General features: G+C 70.8%; 15 protein-coding genes and 1 pseudogene. 9 read left to right on the top strand and 7 right to left on the bottom strand.

The annotated features are described in order from the left end of the window. Positions 1 to 707 precede the first annotated feature (707 nt). Both AB0A74_RS02480 and AB0A74_RS02475 read right to left on the bottom strand, forming a co-directional pair. Positions 708 to 1,322: a hypothetical protein gene (locus AB0A74_RS02480; RefSeq protein WP_358247116.1), complete on the bottom strand. Its 615-nt coding sequence runs from the start codon at positions 1,320 to 1,322 to the stop codon at positions 708 to 710. 83 nt (positions 1,323 to 1,405) lie between these two features. Next, the gene (locus AB0A74_RS02475) at positions 1,406 to 3,664 is read right to left on the bottom strand and encodes a hypothetical protein (RefSeq protein WP_358247115.1); all 2,259 of its coding nucleotides are present in this window, start codon (positions 3,662 to 3,664) and stop codon (positions 1,406 to 1,408) included. A gap of 443 nt (positions 3,665 to 4,107) precedes the next feature. Here AB0A74_RS02475 and AB0A74_RS02470 point away from each other — a divergent pair, with 443 nt between their 5' ends. The 5 genes from AB0A74_RS02470 (at position 4,108) to AB0A74_RS02450 (ending at position 8,419) form a co-directional block, all read left to right on the top strand. Next, positions 4,108 to 5,229, top strand: a complete 1,122-nt coding sequence (locus AB0A74_RS02470; RefSeq protein ID WP_358247114.1) for an extracellular solute-binding protein — start codon at positions 4,108 to 4,110, stop codon at positions 5,227 to 5,229. A gap of 3 nt (positions 5,230 to 5,232) precedes the next feature. After that, positions 5,233 to 6,138 (top strand): ABC transporter permease, encoded by a 906-nt coding sequence (locus AB0A74_RS02465; protein ID WP_358247113.1) that lies wholly within the window; start codon positions 5,233 to 5,235, stop codon positions 6,136 to 6,138. Then, positions 6,129 to 6,902 (top strand): ABC transporter permease subunit, encoded by a 774-nt coding sequence (locus AB0A74_RS02460; protein ID WP_358247112.1) that lies wholly within the window; start codon positions 6,129 to 6,131, stop codon positions 6,900 to 6,902. The genes AB0A74_RS02465 and AB0A74_RS02460 overlap by 10 nt, the downstream gene beginning before the upstream one ends. Next, positions 6,902 to 7,939 carry an ABC transporter ATP-binding protein gene (locus AB0A74_RS02455; RefSeq protein WP_358247111.1) on the top strand — a complete coding sequence of 346 codons (1,038 nt, stop codon included), beginning with the start codon at positions 6,902 to 6,904 and terminating at the stop codon, positions 7,937 to 7,939. The genes AB0A74_RS02460 and AB0A74_RS02455 overlap by 1 nt, the downstream gene beginning before the upstream one ends. 81 nt (positions 7,940 to 8,020) lie before the next feature. Then, on the top strand, positions 8,021 to 8,419 hold the full coding sequence (locus tag AB0A74_RS02450) for a VOC family protein (RefSeq protein WP_358247110.1): 399 nt from the start codon (positions 8,021 to 8,023) through the stop codon (positions 8,417 to 8,419). Positions 8,420 to 8,470: 51 nt separating this feature from the next. On the opposite strand, the gene AB0A74_RS02445 is transcribed toward AB0A74_RS02450, so the two are convergent. Next, positions 8,471 to 9,970, bottom strand: a complete 1,500-nt coding sequence (locus AB0A74_RS02445) for a hypothetical protein (RefSeq protein WP_358247109.1) — start codon at positions 9,968 to 9,970, stop codon at positions 8,471 to 8,473. Positions 9,971 to 10,120: 150 nt separating this feature from the next. Here AB0A74_RS02445 and AB0A74_RS02440 point away from each other — a divergent pair, with 150 nt between their 5' ends. After that, positions 10,121 to 10,744 carry a DUF305 domain-containing protein gene (locus AB0A74_RS02440; RefSeq protein WP_358247108.1) on the top strand — a complete coding sequence of 208 codons (624 nt, stop codon included), beginning with the start codon at positions 10,121 to 10,123 and terminating at the stop codon, positions 10,742 to 10,744. Between the two features lie 14 nt (positions 10,745 to 10,758). Here the strand turns inward: AB0A74_RS02440 and AB0A74_RS02435 are convergent, their stop codons facing one another. Continuing rightward, on the bottom strand, positions 10,759 to 11,073 hold the full coding sequence (locus AB0A74_RS02435; RefSeq protein ID WP_343931819.1) for an antibiotic biosynthesis monooxygenase: 315 nt from the start codon (positions 11,071 to 11,073) through the stop codon (positions 10,759 to 10,761). 80 nt (positions 11,074 to 11,153) lie between these two features. Here AB0A74_RS02435 and AB0A74_RS02430 point away from each other — a divergent pair, with 80 nt between their 5' ends. Continuing rightward, a complete protein-coding gene (locus AB0A74_RS02430) occupies positions 11,154 to 11,738 on the top strand; it encodes a helix-turn-helix domain-containing protein (RefSeq protein ID WP_358247107.1) in 585 nt (194 codons plus the stop codon). Positions 11,739 to 11,786: 48 nt separating this feature from the next. Here the strand turns inward: AB0A74_RS02430 and AB0A74_RS02425 are convergent. The 3 genes and pseudogenes from AB0A74_RS02425 to AB0A74_RS02415 all read right to left on the bottom strand — a co-directional run. After that, positions 11,787 to 11,909: pseudogene (locus AB0A74_RS02425) on the bottom strand (IS5/IS1182 family transposase); the annotation flags it as partial. A 139-nt stretch (positions 11,910 to 12,048) separates the two neighbouring features. Then, on the bottom strand, positions 12,049 to 12,447 hold the full coding sequence (locus tag AB0A74_RS02420; protein WP_358247106.1) for a hypothetical protein: 399 nt from the start codon (positions 12,445 to 12,447) through the stop codon (positions 12,049 to 12,051). Positions 12,448 to 12,500: 53 nt separating this feature from the next. Continuing rightward, positions 12,501 to 13,043: an EF-hand domain-containing protein gene (locus tag AB0A74_RS02415; protein WP_358247105.1), complete on the bottom strand. Its 543-nt coding sequence runs from the start codon at positions 13,041 to 13,043 to the stop codon at positions 12,501 to 12,503. 175 nt (positions 13,044 to 13,218) lie between these two features. On the opposite strand from AB0A74_RS02415, the gene AB0A74_RS02410 reads away from it, so the two are divergent. Next, positions 13,219 to 14,124 (top strand): ABC transporter ATP-binding protein, encoded by a 906-nt coding sequence (locus tag AB0A74_RS02410; protein WP_358247104.1) that lies wholly within the window; start codon positions 13,219 to 13,221, stop codon positions 14,122 to 14,124. Then, the gene (locus AB0A74_RS02405) at positions 14,121 to 14,846 is read left to right on the top strand and encodes an ABC transporter permease (protein WP_358247103.1); all 726 of its coding nucleotides are present in this window, start codon (positions 14,121 to 14,123) and stop codon (positions 14,844 to 14,846) included. The genes AB0A74_RS02410 and AB0A74_RS02405 overlap by 4 nt, the downstream gene beginning before the upstream one ends. The last annotated feature ends 2 nt before the right edge of the window (positions 14,847 to 14,848 follow it).

Genomic DNA, 14,848 nt, shown 5'->3' with positions numbered 1-14,848 from the left:
CGCCGCAGCGGTGATCGTCGGGAATGGTAACCGTTATCAGTTTCGGTAGATGCCTCTTCTCGGGTGACCTGTGTCACTCGTTCTTGGACGCGCTTCGCGCTGGTCTTGGTCGCGCTGTCGCGCTGGGTCTTGGACGCGCTGCGCGCTCTCAAGCTGGACGCGCTGCGCGCTCTCAAGATCAAAAGCGCCTCGCCGGCGGGCAGGCCCCCGGGGGTGGAAGGGCGTCGGTTCGTTCCCCGTACGGCCTGCCGGAGGCAACCACCCTTCACCGTTCTTTGCAACCGGTGAAGCGTGGTTGCAAAGAACGGTGAAGCGCGGTTGGGCTTCGCCCAGGCCGTACGGGGAACGAACCGAGGCCCTTCCTGTGGCTGATAGCCACAACGGTGGCGCCTGCGGCGCCAAGAGCCGGGTCGGTCCGCCCATCACCGGTGGTGCGCCCGGCCTCCGCGCGCAGCGCGGGCTCTTCTTTGGGCTATTTAGCCAAAGGAAGGGCCTCGGTTCGTCTCCCGTACGGCCTGGGCGCAGCCCAACCGCGCTTTGGGGTTCTTGGCAACCAGCTTTTCCGGTTGCCAAGAACCCCAAAGGGTGGTTGCCTCCGGCAGGTCGTGCGGGAGACGAACCGACGCCCTTCCTCCCCGGGGGCCTGCCCGCCGGCGAGGCGCTTTTGATCTTGAGAGCGCGCAGCGCGTTCGAGCTTGAGAAGCGCGTCAGCGCGACAAGGCCTGAGAGCGCGCAGCGCGTTTAGAAAGCGAAGCGTGCCGCCAAAGAGGGAAGAAGAGAACGGTGAGAAGGGAGACAGCGGGAACGGGGGAGTCGAAGAGAACCTCACCCAGGAAGTAGTCGGTCGCAGGGATGGCTAGACACGCGGCGAACGTCCAAGTCGGCGCGGTCGGGAGCTTCCCGGGACGGGCCCACGGCGTGCGGCCCAACGGCTTGGCCACCGACAGCCACACCTGGAACGCCAGTGCCGACGCCATCAGCAGCGACCCCAGTCGCATCAACGCCGGTGAGCCGCCGGGGTGCAGGTTCGGGCTCAGCACGAAGATCCCGATGTAGAGCTGGCTCAACGACACGAGCGTCTTCACCGCCACCCACCAGTGTCGGAAGTACCCCCACGGCGTCAGGCCGGACAGCATCAACCCCGTGAACGCCGACGTCGTGGCCATGAACTGGAGCACGTGCACGTCCAGCAGCAGCGCCACGTCAAACGCCGTCATGTGCCCGTTCAACGCGTAGCTCACCACCACGAACAGTGCCAGAGCCATGCACATCCAACCCGTGGACGTGACGACGTGCAGCCACACCAGCAACTTCCGCGTCACAGCCGACCTCCTACAAGTAGCCGCACTACGTATAGTACGGCTACTTGTAGGTCACCGGTCGAGCGAGTCGAGCGAGTCGATCGTCAGACGCGGCAAGGGCTGCCGCCCGGGCGGCCGGGCAACGGTTCGACGTTGGCCTTCGCCTCGCCCAGCACGACGTCGGTCAACGCGGTGTCCAGCACCAGTGCTCGCTGGACCACGCTGGTGCCCGTGGTCGTCGTGCTGTTCAGGCGCAGCGACCCGATCACCAACGGGATGGTCAGCGGTGCGCTGCCGACCGTCACCGGGACGCCGTTGATGGACAGGCTCGCGATGTGCGACGAGCCCGCGAAGCGTTCCGTGCCGTCCGGGCCGCAGGTCACGGCCGCGTTCGACTGGATCACGCCCACCTCGATGGTCACCAGCAGGCTGGAGATGCGGGTGTGGTCGATCCGCGCCGACGCTGTCGCGCCGTCACCCGGCATCGGCGGAGTTCCGGTGAGCACGTCCGGGGTCTGGTCGGTCCGGGCCGTCAGGGCGTTGGCGCGGACGTTCAGGATTCCCGCGTTCAGGTTGACGTTGGCGACCTCCTTGAAGTCGTCCGCGCACGGCACGTCCGGCGGGTTGGCGCGGGCGACGATGATTCCGGCCAGGTTGAGCGCGGTGGCCTGGCAGGAGAACACGCCGGTCCGTTCCGAGGTCTTGATCCGCAGGTCCGACAGCACCGGGCTGGCACCGTTGGGAGCGGCGGTCAGGGTGGCTCGCACCTCGATGTACCGGCCGGTCTTGGCGAACTTCACGCCGTTGGCCACGGCCGTGAACGCCTCGCCCGCCAAGCCCGCCTCGGTGTCGGACGTGCGCGCCTCCACCACGATGGACGTGCCGGCCGGGACGCTGCCCTGCGCCTCGGTGTTCCAGGTGACGGTGCCCCACGTCTGACCCGCGACGCCGCCGTCCTGCACCACCGACCACGTGCCGACCGGGGCGGTGATCTCGCCCAGGACGGACCCGGTCATGTCGCTGTAGTTGTACGGCCCCGCGCCCGCGCCGAGGTCCACGGTCAGGTCGACCGCGCCGACCGGGAACCCGCCGCCGCCGATCGGACCGGCGGCCGGGTCGATGCGCATGGCGTTGTTGGTGGTGATGTTGGTGACCCACACCTTGCCGTTGCTGTCCACCGCGACACCGGTGGGGCCGGTGCCGCCGGGCAGGGTCACGTTGCCGACGTACGTGCCGTCGGTGCGCAGGTGGCCGACCGTGGTCGCGCCGAAGAGCGCGTGCGCGACCCACACGTTGCCGTTCTTGTCGACCGCGACGCCCTGCGCGTTGGTGTTGCCGTGCGGGAACGTGCCCAGCACGGTGCCGTCCGGCGCGAGCTTGACGACCTGGTTGCCGGCGACCTTGGTGTGCCAGATGTGCCCGGTGTTCGGGTCCAGGCCCAGGCCGTAGTCGCCGTGGGTGGTGTCCAGGCACGCGCCCGACCCGGTGCCGGGCTCGTAGCGCAGCAGGTTGGCGCCGAACCGGGCCGACCACAGCGTGCCCGCCTGGTCGACCAGGCCGCCGTAGCCGCCGCAGCCCAGGCTGAACGGCGTGCTCAGCGACGAGCCGTCCAGGCCGGAGATCTTCTCGTGCTGGGTGTTGGAACCACCGGTCCACAGGTCGTTGTTGGCGTCCACCGCGACCGTGCGGGTGTTGGTGCCGGCGACCCGGCTGTAGGTGATGATGCACTCGTCGGCCGCCGTGGTGACGCCGCCGTTGTCGTCCGCGCCGCCCGCGTTGGTCCACGGTCGGATGTCGCCCAGGCCGCGCGAGGTGGCGTACAGGCCGTCGCCGTCGCGGTCCGCGCACGTGTTGTACGCGAACGGGCCTTTCAGGTAGTCGCCCGTCGGGTTGGGCGTGCCGTCGGCGTTGGCGCGGGCGCCGCCGAGGATCACGCCCACCCGGGTGACGGAACCCTTGCCGCCGGCCGATTCGTCCCGGTTGGACAGCCAGGTGTTGCCGAGCTTGTCCACCGTCGTGCGGGACGGGTTGCGGCCCCGCCCGTCCGGCGCGGACCGCCACTCGCCGACGATCGCGCCGGTGTCCACGTCGATGCGGACCATCGTGCCGCGCGCGGACGCGGCGACGTTGACGAACGGGAAGAACGCCGTCTCCCGGTCGAGCTGGAGCTGGTCGTCGTTCGGGGTGTCGTGGTTGACGTCCTGGAGCACGCCCTGGTCGAAATCGGCGTCGAGCGTGTAGAGCACGTCCGAGCCGGGGACGGGCGCCGCGGCGGCGGTCCCGGCCGGCAGGGCGACCAGCGCGGCGGGGAGCGCGAGGACGCCCGCCGCCAGGGTCGCCAGTGATCTTCGGGGTCGGTGCATGGGGATCTGCCCTTCCTGGGGAGAAGCGGGTCTCGGGCATTTCCGTCACGTGACACCCGGATGTCGAGCGGGTTGGTGAACCCGTTACCGGGGGTGGGTATGGGTGTGTTGCGCCACCGCCGAATTCGGGTCCCGAATTCATCCCGAAGGCGTCCGGGCGTGAGCGCGTGGACCAGCGCGCCGCCTCCGCCGGGTGGCGGTCCCCGGCGTGTCGGGACCCGGACGGCCCAGCGGTTGGGCCGTTCCGGTCGATCCCGGACCGGGTTCACCGGGCGGGGTTCGGCCACCTTTGGTCCATTGGGCCGACACCGGGAATTCGCCCAGTTCACCGGATGGACCACGAGCGGTGCGGCCGGCTTGACAAGCGCGCGCGGCGGAACGGAAGCTCCGCTGGCCCGGAGCGCGCCCGGGGTACCCCAAGCCCTCCCAGGAAGGTCCGACCCGTGACGAAATCCCTGCGGCTGGCCGGCGTCGTCGCCACCGCCCTGGCCCTGCTCGGCGCGTGCGGCACCCCGCCGCCCAAGGACGCCGGCGCCACCTCCTCCGCCGCCACCGCGACGTCCGCCGCCGACCTCGGCGGGTTCGACAAGCTCGTCGAGGCGGCGAAGGAGGAGGGCAGGCTCAACGTCATCGCCCTGCCCCCGGACTGGGCCAACTACGGCGAGATCATCAAGGCGTTCGAGGCGGAGTACGGCATCAAGGTCGATTCCGCGCAGCCCGACGCCTCCAGCCAGGACGAGATCAACGCCGCCAACCAGCTCAAGGGCGGCGACCGCGCGCCGGACGTGTTCGACCTCGGCCTGAACGTGGCCCTGGCCAACAAGAACCTGTTCGCGCCCTACCGCGTGCAGACCTGGGACGACATCCCCGCCGAGCTGAAGGAGCCCAGCGGGCTCTACTACGGCGACTACGGCGGTTTCATGTCCATCGGCTACGACGCCGCCAAGGTGCCCGCGCCGACCACGGTCAAGGACCTGCTCAAGCCCGAGTACCAGGGCAAGGTCGCGCTCAACGGCGACCCGACGCAGGCCGGCGCGGCGTTCTCCGGCGTCGTCATGGCCGCGCTGGGCAACGGCGGCTCGGCCGACGACATCGCGCCCGGCGTCGAGTTCTTCAAGCAGCTCAAGGCCGCCGGCAACTTCCTGCCGGTGGACCCGACGCCCGCGACCATCGAGTCCGGCCAGACCCCGGTCGTCATCGACTGGGACTACACCAACGCCGCGCAGACCGCGAAGCTCGCCGGCAAGGCGGACTGGAAGGTCGTGGTGCCGCAGGGCGCGCAGGTCGGCGCGTACTACAACCAGGCGATCAACAAGGACGCGCCGCACCCGGCCGCCGCCCGCCTGTGGCAGGAGTTCCTGTACTCCGACAAGGGCCAGAACCTCTACCTCAAGGGCCTGTCCCGGCCGGTCCGCCTGGACGCGATGGTCAAGTCCGGCAAGGTGGACGCCGACGCGCACGCCAAGCTGCCCAAGACTGACGGCAAGCAGGTGTTCCTGACCCAGGAGCAGGCCGACAAGGCCAAGAAGGCGCTGTCCGAGACGTGGGCGCAGGCGGTGGGCTGACCGTTGGTCGCACCCGTCTCCACGGCCGCCGGGGGTGGCGCGCCCGCCGCTCCCGGCCGGGCCGGGCGGACCTGGCTCGCCTGGCTGGTCGTCGTGCCGTTCCTGGCCTACGTCGGCACGTTCCTGGTCTACCCGACCGCGCTGGTGCTCGCCGGGGCGTTCCAGGACTCCTCGGGCGGGTTCACGCTGGACAACCTGGCCGCGCTGACCAAGGGCGTGTACCTGCAGGCGTTCCTGCGCAGCGTCGAGCTGTCCGCACTGACCGCCGTGCTGGGCGCGGTGTTCGGCGCGTTGCTGTCCTGGGCGGTCGCCTCCGGGAAGCCGGAAGGGCTGCTGCGGCGCGTGGTCGTGGCCGGGGCCGGGGTGCTGGCGCAGTTCGGCGGCGTGCCGCTGGCGTTCGCGTTCCTGGCCACGGTGGGGTTCCAGGGTTTCGTCACCCGGTACCTGCGCGACTGGTTCGGCGTGGACCTGTTCGCCTCCGGCGCGTGGCTGTTCGAGCTGCCCGGGTTGACGCTGGTCTACACGTTCTTCCAGATCCCGTTGCTGGTCATCGTGTTCCTGCCCGCGCTGGACGGACTGCGTCCACAGTGGAGGGAAGCGGTGGACAGCCTGGGCGGTTCGGCGTGGACGTACTGGCGGCACGTCGGCGGGCCGATCCTGCTGCCGGCGTTCCTGGGCGCGCTGCTGTTGTTGTTCGCCAACGCCTTCTCCGCCTACGCGACGGCCGCCGCGCTGGTGTCGCAGGGCTCGCCGATCGTGCCGTTGCAGATCCGGGGCGCGCTGACCGGTGAGGTCCTGCTCGGTCAGGAGAACCTCGGCAAGGCGCTGGGGTTGGGCATGGTCGTCGTGGTGGCGGTGGCGATGGGCCTGTACGCGGTGCTGCAACGGAGGTTCGCCCGATGGCAGTAGTGGTGCGCCGGTTGGTGCTGCTGGTGCTGGGCGCGTTCTTCCTGGTGCCGCTGCTGGCGATGGCCGAGTTCTCCACGCGGGGCGCGGGCGGGTCGCGCAGCCTGGCGTCGTGGACGGGCATCGCCTCCGACCCGGACCTGGTCGAGGCGATCCTGGTGTCGGTGCAGCTCGCGGCGGCCAGTTCGGCGCTGGTGCTGGTGCTGCTGGTGCCGACGATGACGTGGATCCGGTTGCGGCTGCCGGGGTTGCGGCGGCTGGTGGAGTTCCTGTGCCTGCTGCCGATCACGATCCCGGCGATCGTGCTGGTGGTCGGCCTGGCCCCGCTGTACGCGTGGGTGGACTACTTCCTGGGCGACTCGCCGTTGACGCTGACCTTCGCCTACGCGGTGCTGGTGCTGCCGTTCGCCTACCGGGCCATCGACGCGGGGCTGTCGGCGATCGACCTGAAGACGCTGGCCGAGGCGGCGCGGTCGTTGGGCGCGTCGTGGGGGACGGTGCTGGTGCGGGTCGTGGTGCCCAACATCCGCACGGCGCTGATCGGGGCGTCGTTGCTGTCGGTCGCGCTGGTGCTGGGGGAGTTCACCATCGCGTCGCTGTTGAACTTCGACACGTTGCAGGTGCGGGTGAACCTGCTCGGCAAGCGGGACGCGGGCGTGTCCATCGCGGTGTCGTTGCTGAGCCTGGTGTTCGCGTTCGTGTTGTTGTTCCTGCTCTCGTTCGTCGGCGGGCGGCGGGGCGGTCCCGTCGCCGAGGAAGGCCAGTGATGTCCCACCTGGAGTTGCACGGGCTGCGCAAGTCGTTCGGCGGGCAGCCGGCGCTGGCGGGGCTGGACCTCTCGCTCGCGGAGGGCGAGCTGGTCAGCCTCCTGGGTCCGAGCGGGTGCGGCAAGACGACCGCGCTGCGCATCGTCGCGGGCTTCGAGACCGCGGACGCCGGGACGGTCACGGTGGCCGGGCGCGACGTCACGGGCGTGCCCGCGAACAAGCGCGACATGGGCATGGTCTTCCAGTCCTACAGCCTGTTCCCGAACATGACCGCGGCGCAGAACATCGCGTTCGGCCTGCGGCTGCGGCGCACGGCCGGCCGGGCGCGCCGGACGGCCGAGCTGCTCGACCTGGTCGGGCTCGGGCACCTGGCGGGCCGGTACCCGCACCAGCTCTCCGGCGGTCAGCAGCAGCGGGTGGCGCTGGCGCGGGCGTTGGCGATCGAGCCGCGGGTGCTGTTGCTGGACGAGCCGCTGTCGGCGCTGGACGCCAAGGTGCGGGTCGCGCTGCGCGAGGAGATCCGGCGCATCCAGACGTCGCTGGGGATGACGACCCTGTTCGTCACGCACGACCAGGAGGAGGCGCTGGCGGTCTCCGACCGGGTGGGCGTGATGTCGCAGGGGCGGCTGGAGCAACTGGACACGCCCGCGGTGGTGTACCGGCAGCCGGCGTCGGCGTTCGTGGCGCAGTTCGTGGGGGTGACCAACGCGGTGCACGGGGTCGCCGAGCCGGGCGGCGTGCGGCTGGGCGCGTTCCGGGTGGACGCGGAGCACGGGCTCGACGCCGGGGCGGAGGTGAAGGTCATCGTGCGGCCGGAGGACATCGGGATCGCCCAGCACAGCGGGCAGCCCAACGGGGCGCTGGTGGGCAGCGTGCTCACGCAGAGCTTCCTGGGGCCGGTGACGCGGCTGTCCGTGCGGTTGGCCGGCGGTGACGAGGTGGTGCGGGTGGACCAGCCGTCGAGCCGGGCGGGCGACTTCCCGCCGGGGACGTCGGTGGCGTTGGACCTGTCCCGGGTGATGGTGGTCCAGGCCTGAGCCCCCGGGCGTGCGCCGCCGCCGGCCGGTGGGCATGATCCCGTGCGAACGGGTGACCGCACGACACCGAGGGGGAAAGCCATGGTTCGCGAACTGCGGTTGGTCGTCACGGCCGACGACTACGACGAGGCGCTGCGCTTCTACCGGGACGTCCTGGGCCTGCCCGAGCGGGCGGCGTTCAGCTCGCCGGGTGGGCGGGTCACGATCCTGGAGGCCGGGCGGGCCACGTTGGAGATCACCGACCCGCCGCACGCCGAGTACATCGACCGGGTCGAGGTCGGGCGGCGGGTGGCCGGGCACGTCCGGGTGGCGTTCGAGGTGGACGACTCCACGGCCACCACGCGCGAGCTGGAGCGGGCGGGCGCGACGGTCGTGGCCGAGCCGACCCGCACGCCGTGGAACTCGCTGAACGCCCGGCTGGAAGCGCCGGCCGGCCTCCAGCTCACGCTGTTCACCGAGCTGGGCGAGCCCGCCGAATAGCGAAGGGGCCTGTCCGCGAAACCGGACAGGCCCCCTCACGTCCGTCGAGGACTACCGCGGGAACAGCTCCCGGTAGTGGCCCTGCGTCTGGACGTTCAGCTCACCCACGCGGATCAGCTTCGCCGTCGCGGTCCGCGGGTCGCGGATGTCCAGGACGTCGAAACCCTTCGCCATGTCGGACGAGTAGATGTAGCCGTTGTAGTAGTACGTCGACCACGCGCCACCGCCCTTGCCGTCGGGCAGCGGGCCGCGCTCGAACCAGCCGATCTCCTTCGGGTTGCGGGAGTCGGTGAAGTCCCACACGGAGATGCCGCCCTGGTACCACGCCTGCACCATGATGTCGCGGCCCTGGACGGGGATCAGCGAACCGTTGTGCGCGACGCAGTTCTCGGTGTCGGCCTGGGTCCGGAAGATCTTGTAGTACGACCGGAACTCCAGCTTGCGGGCGTCGCCCTGGCCGGTGATGTCGTAGATGCCGTCCGCACCGCGCAGCGGGCCGATCTTCGGGTTGCAGGTGGCCGCGCCGCCGCCGCCCAGCTCGTCGGTGAAGACGACCTTGGTGCCGGCGTTGTTGAACGTGGCCGAGTGCCAGAACGCGAAGTTCACGTTGTCCTGCACGCGGTTGATCTCGCGGGGCTTCTCGCGGTCGGAGATGTCCCACAGCACGCCGTCACCCATGCACGCGCCCGCGGCGAGGTCCTTGGACGGGTACACGGTGATGTCGTGGCAACCGGACGTGGCGCGCACGTAACCGGTCTCCACGGTGCCGTCACGGCCCGGGTTGCCGCCGTCGGGGAACAGCACGGTCTCGGACAGCACGTGCGCCGAGGTCGGGTTCTTCAACGGGACCTTGACGATCGAGATCAGGTCGTGCGGCGTCTTGCAGTCCGGGAACGTGTCGTTCGGCCCGTACGACGAGACGTAGACGTAGACGTCCGTGCCCTTCTTGTCCGGCACGAGCGTGTGGGTGTGGGAACCGCACTTCGTCTCCACCGACTTGATGTAGCGCGGGTTGCGCTTGTCGGAGATGTCGAAGATCTTGATGCCCTCCCACGCGGCCTTGTTCGTGGCCGACAGCGGGGTGCTGGAGCACGAGTCGTCGGAGCGCGACGAGTCGGTGGACAGGAACAGCAGGTTCCCCTTCACCGAGATGTCGTTCTGCGAGCCCGGGCACAGCACCGTCGCGGCGATCTTCGGCTTGTGCGGGATGCGGATGTCGTAGACGACGAACCCGTCGTAGTTGCCGTCGAACGCGTAGCCGTCCTGGAAGGCCAGGTCGGACCACGTGGACGCCTCGGTGAACGGAGCCGGCTTCGGCAGGTTCGCGAGGTGCTTGATGTTGCGGGTGTGGCGGATCTCGTCGACACCGGGGATGCCGGTGTCGGCCTGGGCGGGCTCGGACAGCTGGGCCTCCGACAGCCCGGCCACGTCCGCGTCCACCTCGGGCTCCGCAAGGGCTTGCGGACCGAGCACCAACGACGAGGCGGCGAGTGCCAGCGCCCCCAGGGCCGCGCCGGCTCTGCGGCGGCGGGCCGAATCGCGTGCGTTCACTTCAGGTCTCCCCTTCCAAACCTGTAGCAGGGACCGCAGTATTACCTTTTGCATGGCTAACCACCAGACCCATTCGTCGGTAAGGAGCAGACTTCCGGCAGGTGGAACGTGCGGGTAACTTGTCGGGGCGAGTCGAGGGGGTCGTGGCAGATGCGGATCTTGTTCGTGGCGGTGCTGGTCGCCGTCCTGGCGGCGTGCACGGCGAAGACGGACGACGCGCCGCCGGTGATCGTCCCGAAGGGACCGGGCGAGCAGGCGCAGACGCTCGCGCCCGAGGACGTCGGCACCGACCGGTGGACGGCGCCCAACGAGGCGGACCTGACCTACGTGGTGAGCATGATCGGGCACCACCGGCAGGCGCTGGAGATGTCCGCGCTGGCGCCCGAGCGCGCGCAGAACGAGACGGTGAAGGCGCTGGCCTCGCGCATCCACGACACCCAGGGCCCGGAGATCGGGGCCATGGAGCAGTGGCAGCGCCAGTACGGCGAGAAGGCCCCCGCGCACGGCCACTCCGGCAAGATGCCCGCCGTGGACCACGCGTCCATGCCCGGCATGGCCACCGGCGAGCAGATGGACGCCCTGAAGAACGCCCGCGGCGCGGAGTTCGACCGGCTGTTCCTGCAACTGATGATCGCCCACCACGAGGGCGCGCTGACGATGGCCCTGGACCTGTTGAAGGCGGGCGTGGACCCGCGGGTGCAGGAGATGGCCAACGACGTGCTGGTGTCCCAGCGGGACGAGATCGACACGATGAGGTCGATCAGGATCGGCTGAGGCGGCGGTTCGCCCTACCGGGTGAGCACCAGGTCCTCGCTGGGCTGGAAGGTCTCCACGGCGTTGCCCGTCACGTGGCGGGCGATGCCGGCGTTGCGCCGGTGCGCCTCCTTGAAGGAGGCCGAGGCGACCCACGCCTTGAAGTCCTCCTCGGTGTCGAACTCGTTCACCGAGACGTAGGGCTGGTCGGGGCGGGTGGGGCGCAGCAGCGTGCTGCGGCGCAGGCCGGGGACGCCCGGCAGGAACGTGCGCATGTTCTCCCGGAAGTGGGCCTCGAACTCCTCCGCGCGCTCGGCGGGCACGAACAGGCGGTTGGTCGCGACGAACATCCGGCACCTCCAGGTTCCCGACGCTACGTAGGCAACTATTCCAACGCGGCGTCGGGAAAACAAGGGGGTAGGCTCGGCGCGTGCCCAGGATCAGCGCCGAGACCCTCGCGGAGCACCGCGCGAACCGGCTGCGCTCCCTGCTGGCCGCCGGTCGCGAGATCGTCGCCGAGGAGGGGCCGGACGCCCTGACGCTGGCCGCGCTGGCCCGCCGGGTGGGCCTGTCGCGGCCGTCGCTGTACGAGTACTTTAGGTCGCGGGAAGAGCTGGTCGCGGCGATCGTGACCGACGAGCTGCCCGACCAGGCGCGGCGGCTGGCGGCGGCGGTGAACGCGGTCTCGGGCGTGCCGGCGAAGGTCGAGGCCTACCTGCGGACCGTGCTGGAGATCATCGTGGACGGCAGCCACGGCGCGGTCGTGGCGCTGTCGGCGCACGCGTTGCCGGAGGAGTCGCGGCGGCGGATCCGGGCCGAGCACGAGAAGCTGCTCGCCCCGTTGGTCGGGGTGTTGCTGGAGGCGCGGGTGCCGCAACCGGGGTTGCGGGCGTTGCTGATCCACGGGTCGGTGGAGGCGGCGGCGCGGACGTTGCGGCCCGGGGACGTCGCGCAGAGCGAGGCCGTGGTGAGCGCGTTGCTCGACCAGACCCTGCACGGCCTGGGCACCGCCTAGGGCGTGTCCGGACCGGGGTATCGACAGTGGCCGGCCGCGTTCGTCGCGGGCCAGGTGGACCTTGGTGCCCAGTCCTCCGCGGGAGCGGCCGAGGGCTTCCCGGGCCGCAGCGGCCGGCGCAGCCCCCCCTTTTTTCGCCGCGCCGGCGGCGTGCTGGTGGGCCCGCACGAGGGGGTGGAGTCCACGCTGACGGTCCACTCCACCGCGCCGACCCCGACGCGAACCCGACGGCAAGCAGCGGCCCGATCCGAGACCATGCCTCATCGGTCACGCACCACGACGCACCACAAGATCAATCATCAGGCACGCCCTAGCCGCCGGGGCACCTCGTGTCGCCGCCGCTGTGCTCCTGGCAGCCGCCGGGGCTGTAGACGACGGTGGGCTCGTTCCGGGCCGCGTCACGCGCCCCTTCGATCACCATGGCCCCGGCGGTGAACAGCAGGACGCTGCCCAGCACGATCGCCGCCGTCCACCGCTTGAGCGCCACCGCCGCCACCAGGCCCAGCAGCGGCACCGCGATCGCGGCGCGTTCGGCCCACGTCGACAGGAGCTCGCGCCGGGCCAGTTGGGCCTCGGTCGGCACCCCCATGAACGGGACCGACATCGCCGCCTGGAACGCCAACAGCGGGACGGCCAGCACCCACAGCAACCCCAGCGCCAACCACAGCGCCCAGACCCACTCGTGGCGGTCCTCCGGTAAGTCGGTCACGGGGTCCAGGGTGCGTGCCGCGGGTCGGGAACCGGCAACGGTTGGGCAACGGGTCACTCACCGAGCAGGTGCGTGCCCTTCGCCGACTCGTCGGTCGCCGTGAACAGGCCCCGGGTCTGGGTGATGAACTCCGGCAGCTCCAGCAGGCCGTCGTCGTCCAGGTCGAGCGAGGCGAAGGCGATCGACGCCACCTGCGGGTCGGTGATCCCAGCGCCCCGGTAGAGGCGGGCGAACTCCTGCTCGTCCAGCCGGCCGTCCCCGTCCCGGTCGGCGATGGTGAAGGCCTGCGCGGCGGCGGCTTCCCACTTGCGCAGCAGTTCGCCGGTGGTCAGGCGGCCGGCGTCATGGGCCTCGCGGAACTCCTCCTCGGTGACCTCGCCGTCGGCGTCGTCGTCCGCGCCGCGGATGTAGCCCCAGATGTCGCGGTAGGCCCGCATCAGGGCCGTGACCTCGGGCGAGTCCAGGTCCAGGCGGAACTCCGCCCCGATGCCCCGGGCTTTCACGTCGAAGTCCCGCCACGAGATGCGGCTGTCGTCGTCGGTGTCGAACGCCGTGAAAACGCGGAAGATGTTGTCCAGCCGCACCTGTTCCGACATCGCCTGTCCTCCCTGTCGTGGTCCGTCGGCGAGAGTACGAGCGGCGCGGGCGGCCGGGCGTCCCACGCCGACTTGTTCACTTGATCCGGTGGACCTGCGCATCAACCGATCGGTTGATGCCGGGTCTGGCCCGCTGAGCGATTCGCCCGAACGGGTGGACCGCGAGGCTGGGCGCATGGCAGTGATCGAGGTTGTCGACCTGGTCAAGAGGTACGGGTCGAAGGTTGCCGTCGACGGGGTGTCGTTCTCCGTGGACGAGGGGGAGATCTTCGGGATCCTCGGGCCCAACGGGGCCGGCAAGACCACCACCGTCGAGTGCGTGGAGGGGCTGCGCGCGCCCGACTCGGGGTCGGTGCGGGTGTTCGGGTTCGACCCGCGCCGGGACCGGGACGAGGTCCGGCGGGTGCTGGGCGCGCAGCTGCAGGAGAGCGAGCTGCCCGAGCGGATCCGGGTGGGGGAGGTGATGGAGCTGTTCGCCTCCTTCTACCCGCGGCCGGCCGACTGGCGCGAGCTGCTGGAGCTGCTGGGCATCCCGGACCGGGCCGGGACCGAGTACCGGGCGCTGTCCGGCGGGCAGAAGCAGCGGGTGTCGATCGCGTTGGCGCTGGTCGGCAAGCCGAGGGTGGCCGTGCTGGACGAGCTGACCACCGGACTGGACCCGCAGGCCCGCCGCGACACGTGGGACCTGGTCGAGGGCGTGCGGGACTCCGGCGTGACGGTCGTGCTGGTCACCCACTTCATGGAGGAGGCCGAGCGGCTGTGCGACCGGCTCGCGCTCATCGACGCCGGGAAGGTCGTCGCCGTGGACAGCCCGGCGGGGCTGGTGGCGCGGCTGGGCGGTGAGCAGACCGTGCGGTTCCGGCCGACGTCCGCTTTGGACACCGCGCTGCTGGCCGCCCTGCCCGAGGTGACGGCGGTGTCCCAGCACGGCCCGCAGGTCGTCGTGACCGGCACCGGGAACCTGCTGCACGCCGTCACCGCCGTCCTCGCCCGCAACCACGTCGTGGCCGCCGACCTGCGCATCGAGCAGGCCGGCCTGGACGACGCCTTCATCCGACTCACCGGCCGGGAGCTGACGTGACCAAGATCATCGCCATCGAGTGGAAGCTGTTCCTGCGGGAGCCGGCCGCCGCGGTGTTCGGCATCCTGTTCCCCACCGCGCTGATCCTCGTGCTGGGGGCGGTCCCCGCGCTGCGCACGCCCGACCCGGTCTTCGGCAACCAGCGGTTCGTGGACGCCTACGTGTCCACGCTGGTCGTGATCGCGCTGGCGTTCCTGTGCCTGAACAAGCTGCCGAGCACGGTCGCGACCTACCGCGAGAAGGGTGTGCTGCGCCGGTACTCGACCACGCCGGTGCACCCCGGCAAGCTGCTGGCCGCCCAGCTCGTCGTGAACACGATCGCGGCGGCGATCTCCGTCGTGCTGGTGATGGTGGTGTGCCGGCTCGTGTTCGACATCGACCTGCCGCACCACCCGCTGGGCTTCTTCGCCGCGTGCCTGCTGGGCACCACGGCGTTGTCCGCGGTGGGCCTGCTGATCGCCGCCTGGGCGCCCACCGCCCGCGCCGCCAACGGGTGGGCCACCGCGGTGTTCATGCTGGTGATGTTCTTCGGCGGCGCGTACCTGCCCCGGTTCCTGCTGCCGGACGTGCTGGTGCGCATCGGCGAGCACCTGCCGCCGGGCGTGGGCGCGCTGCAGGAGGCGTGGCTGGGCACCGCGCCGAGCCTGGTGCACCTGGGGATCCTGGCCCTGACGACGGTCGTGGCGGGTACCGTCGCGGCCAGGTCGTTCCGCTGGGAGTAGGT

Origin of the sequence: Saccharothrix sp. NPDC042600, assembly GCF_040647305.1 — a bacterium.
GTDB lineage: Bacteria > Actinomycetota > Actinomycetes > Mycobacteriales > Pseudonocardiaceae > Actinosynnema > Actinosynnema mutabilis.
This window is presented reverse-complemented; position numbering and strand designations above follow the sequence as displayed.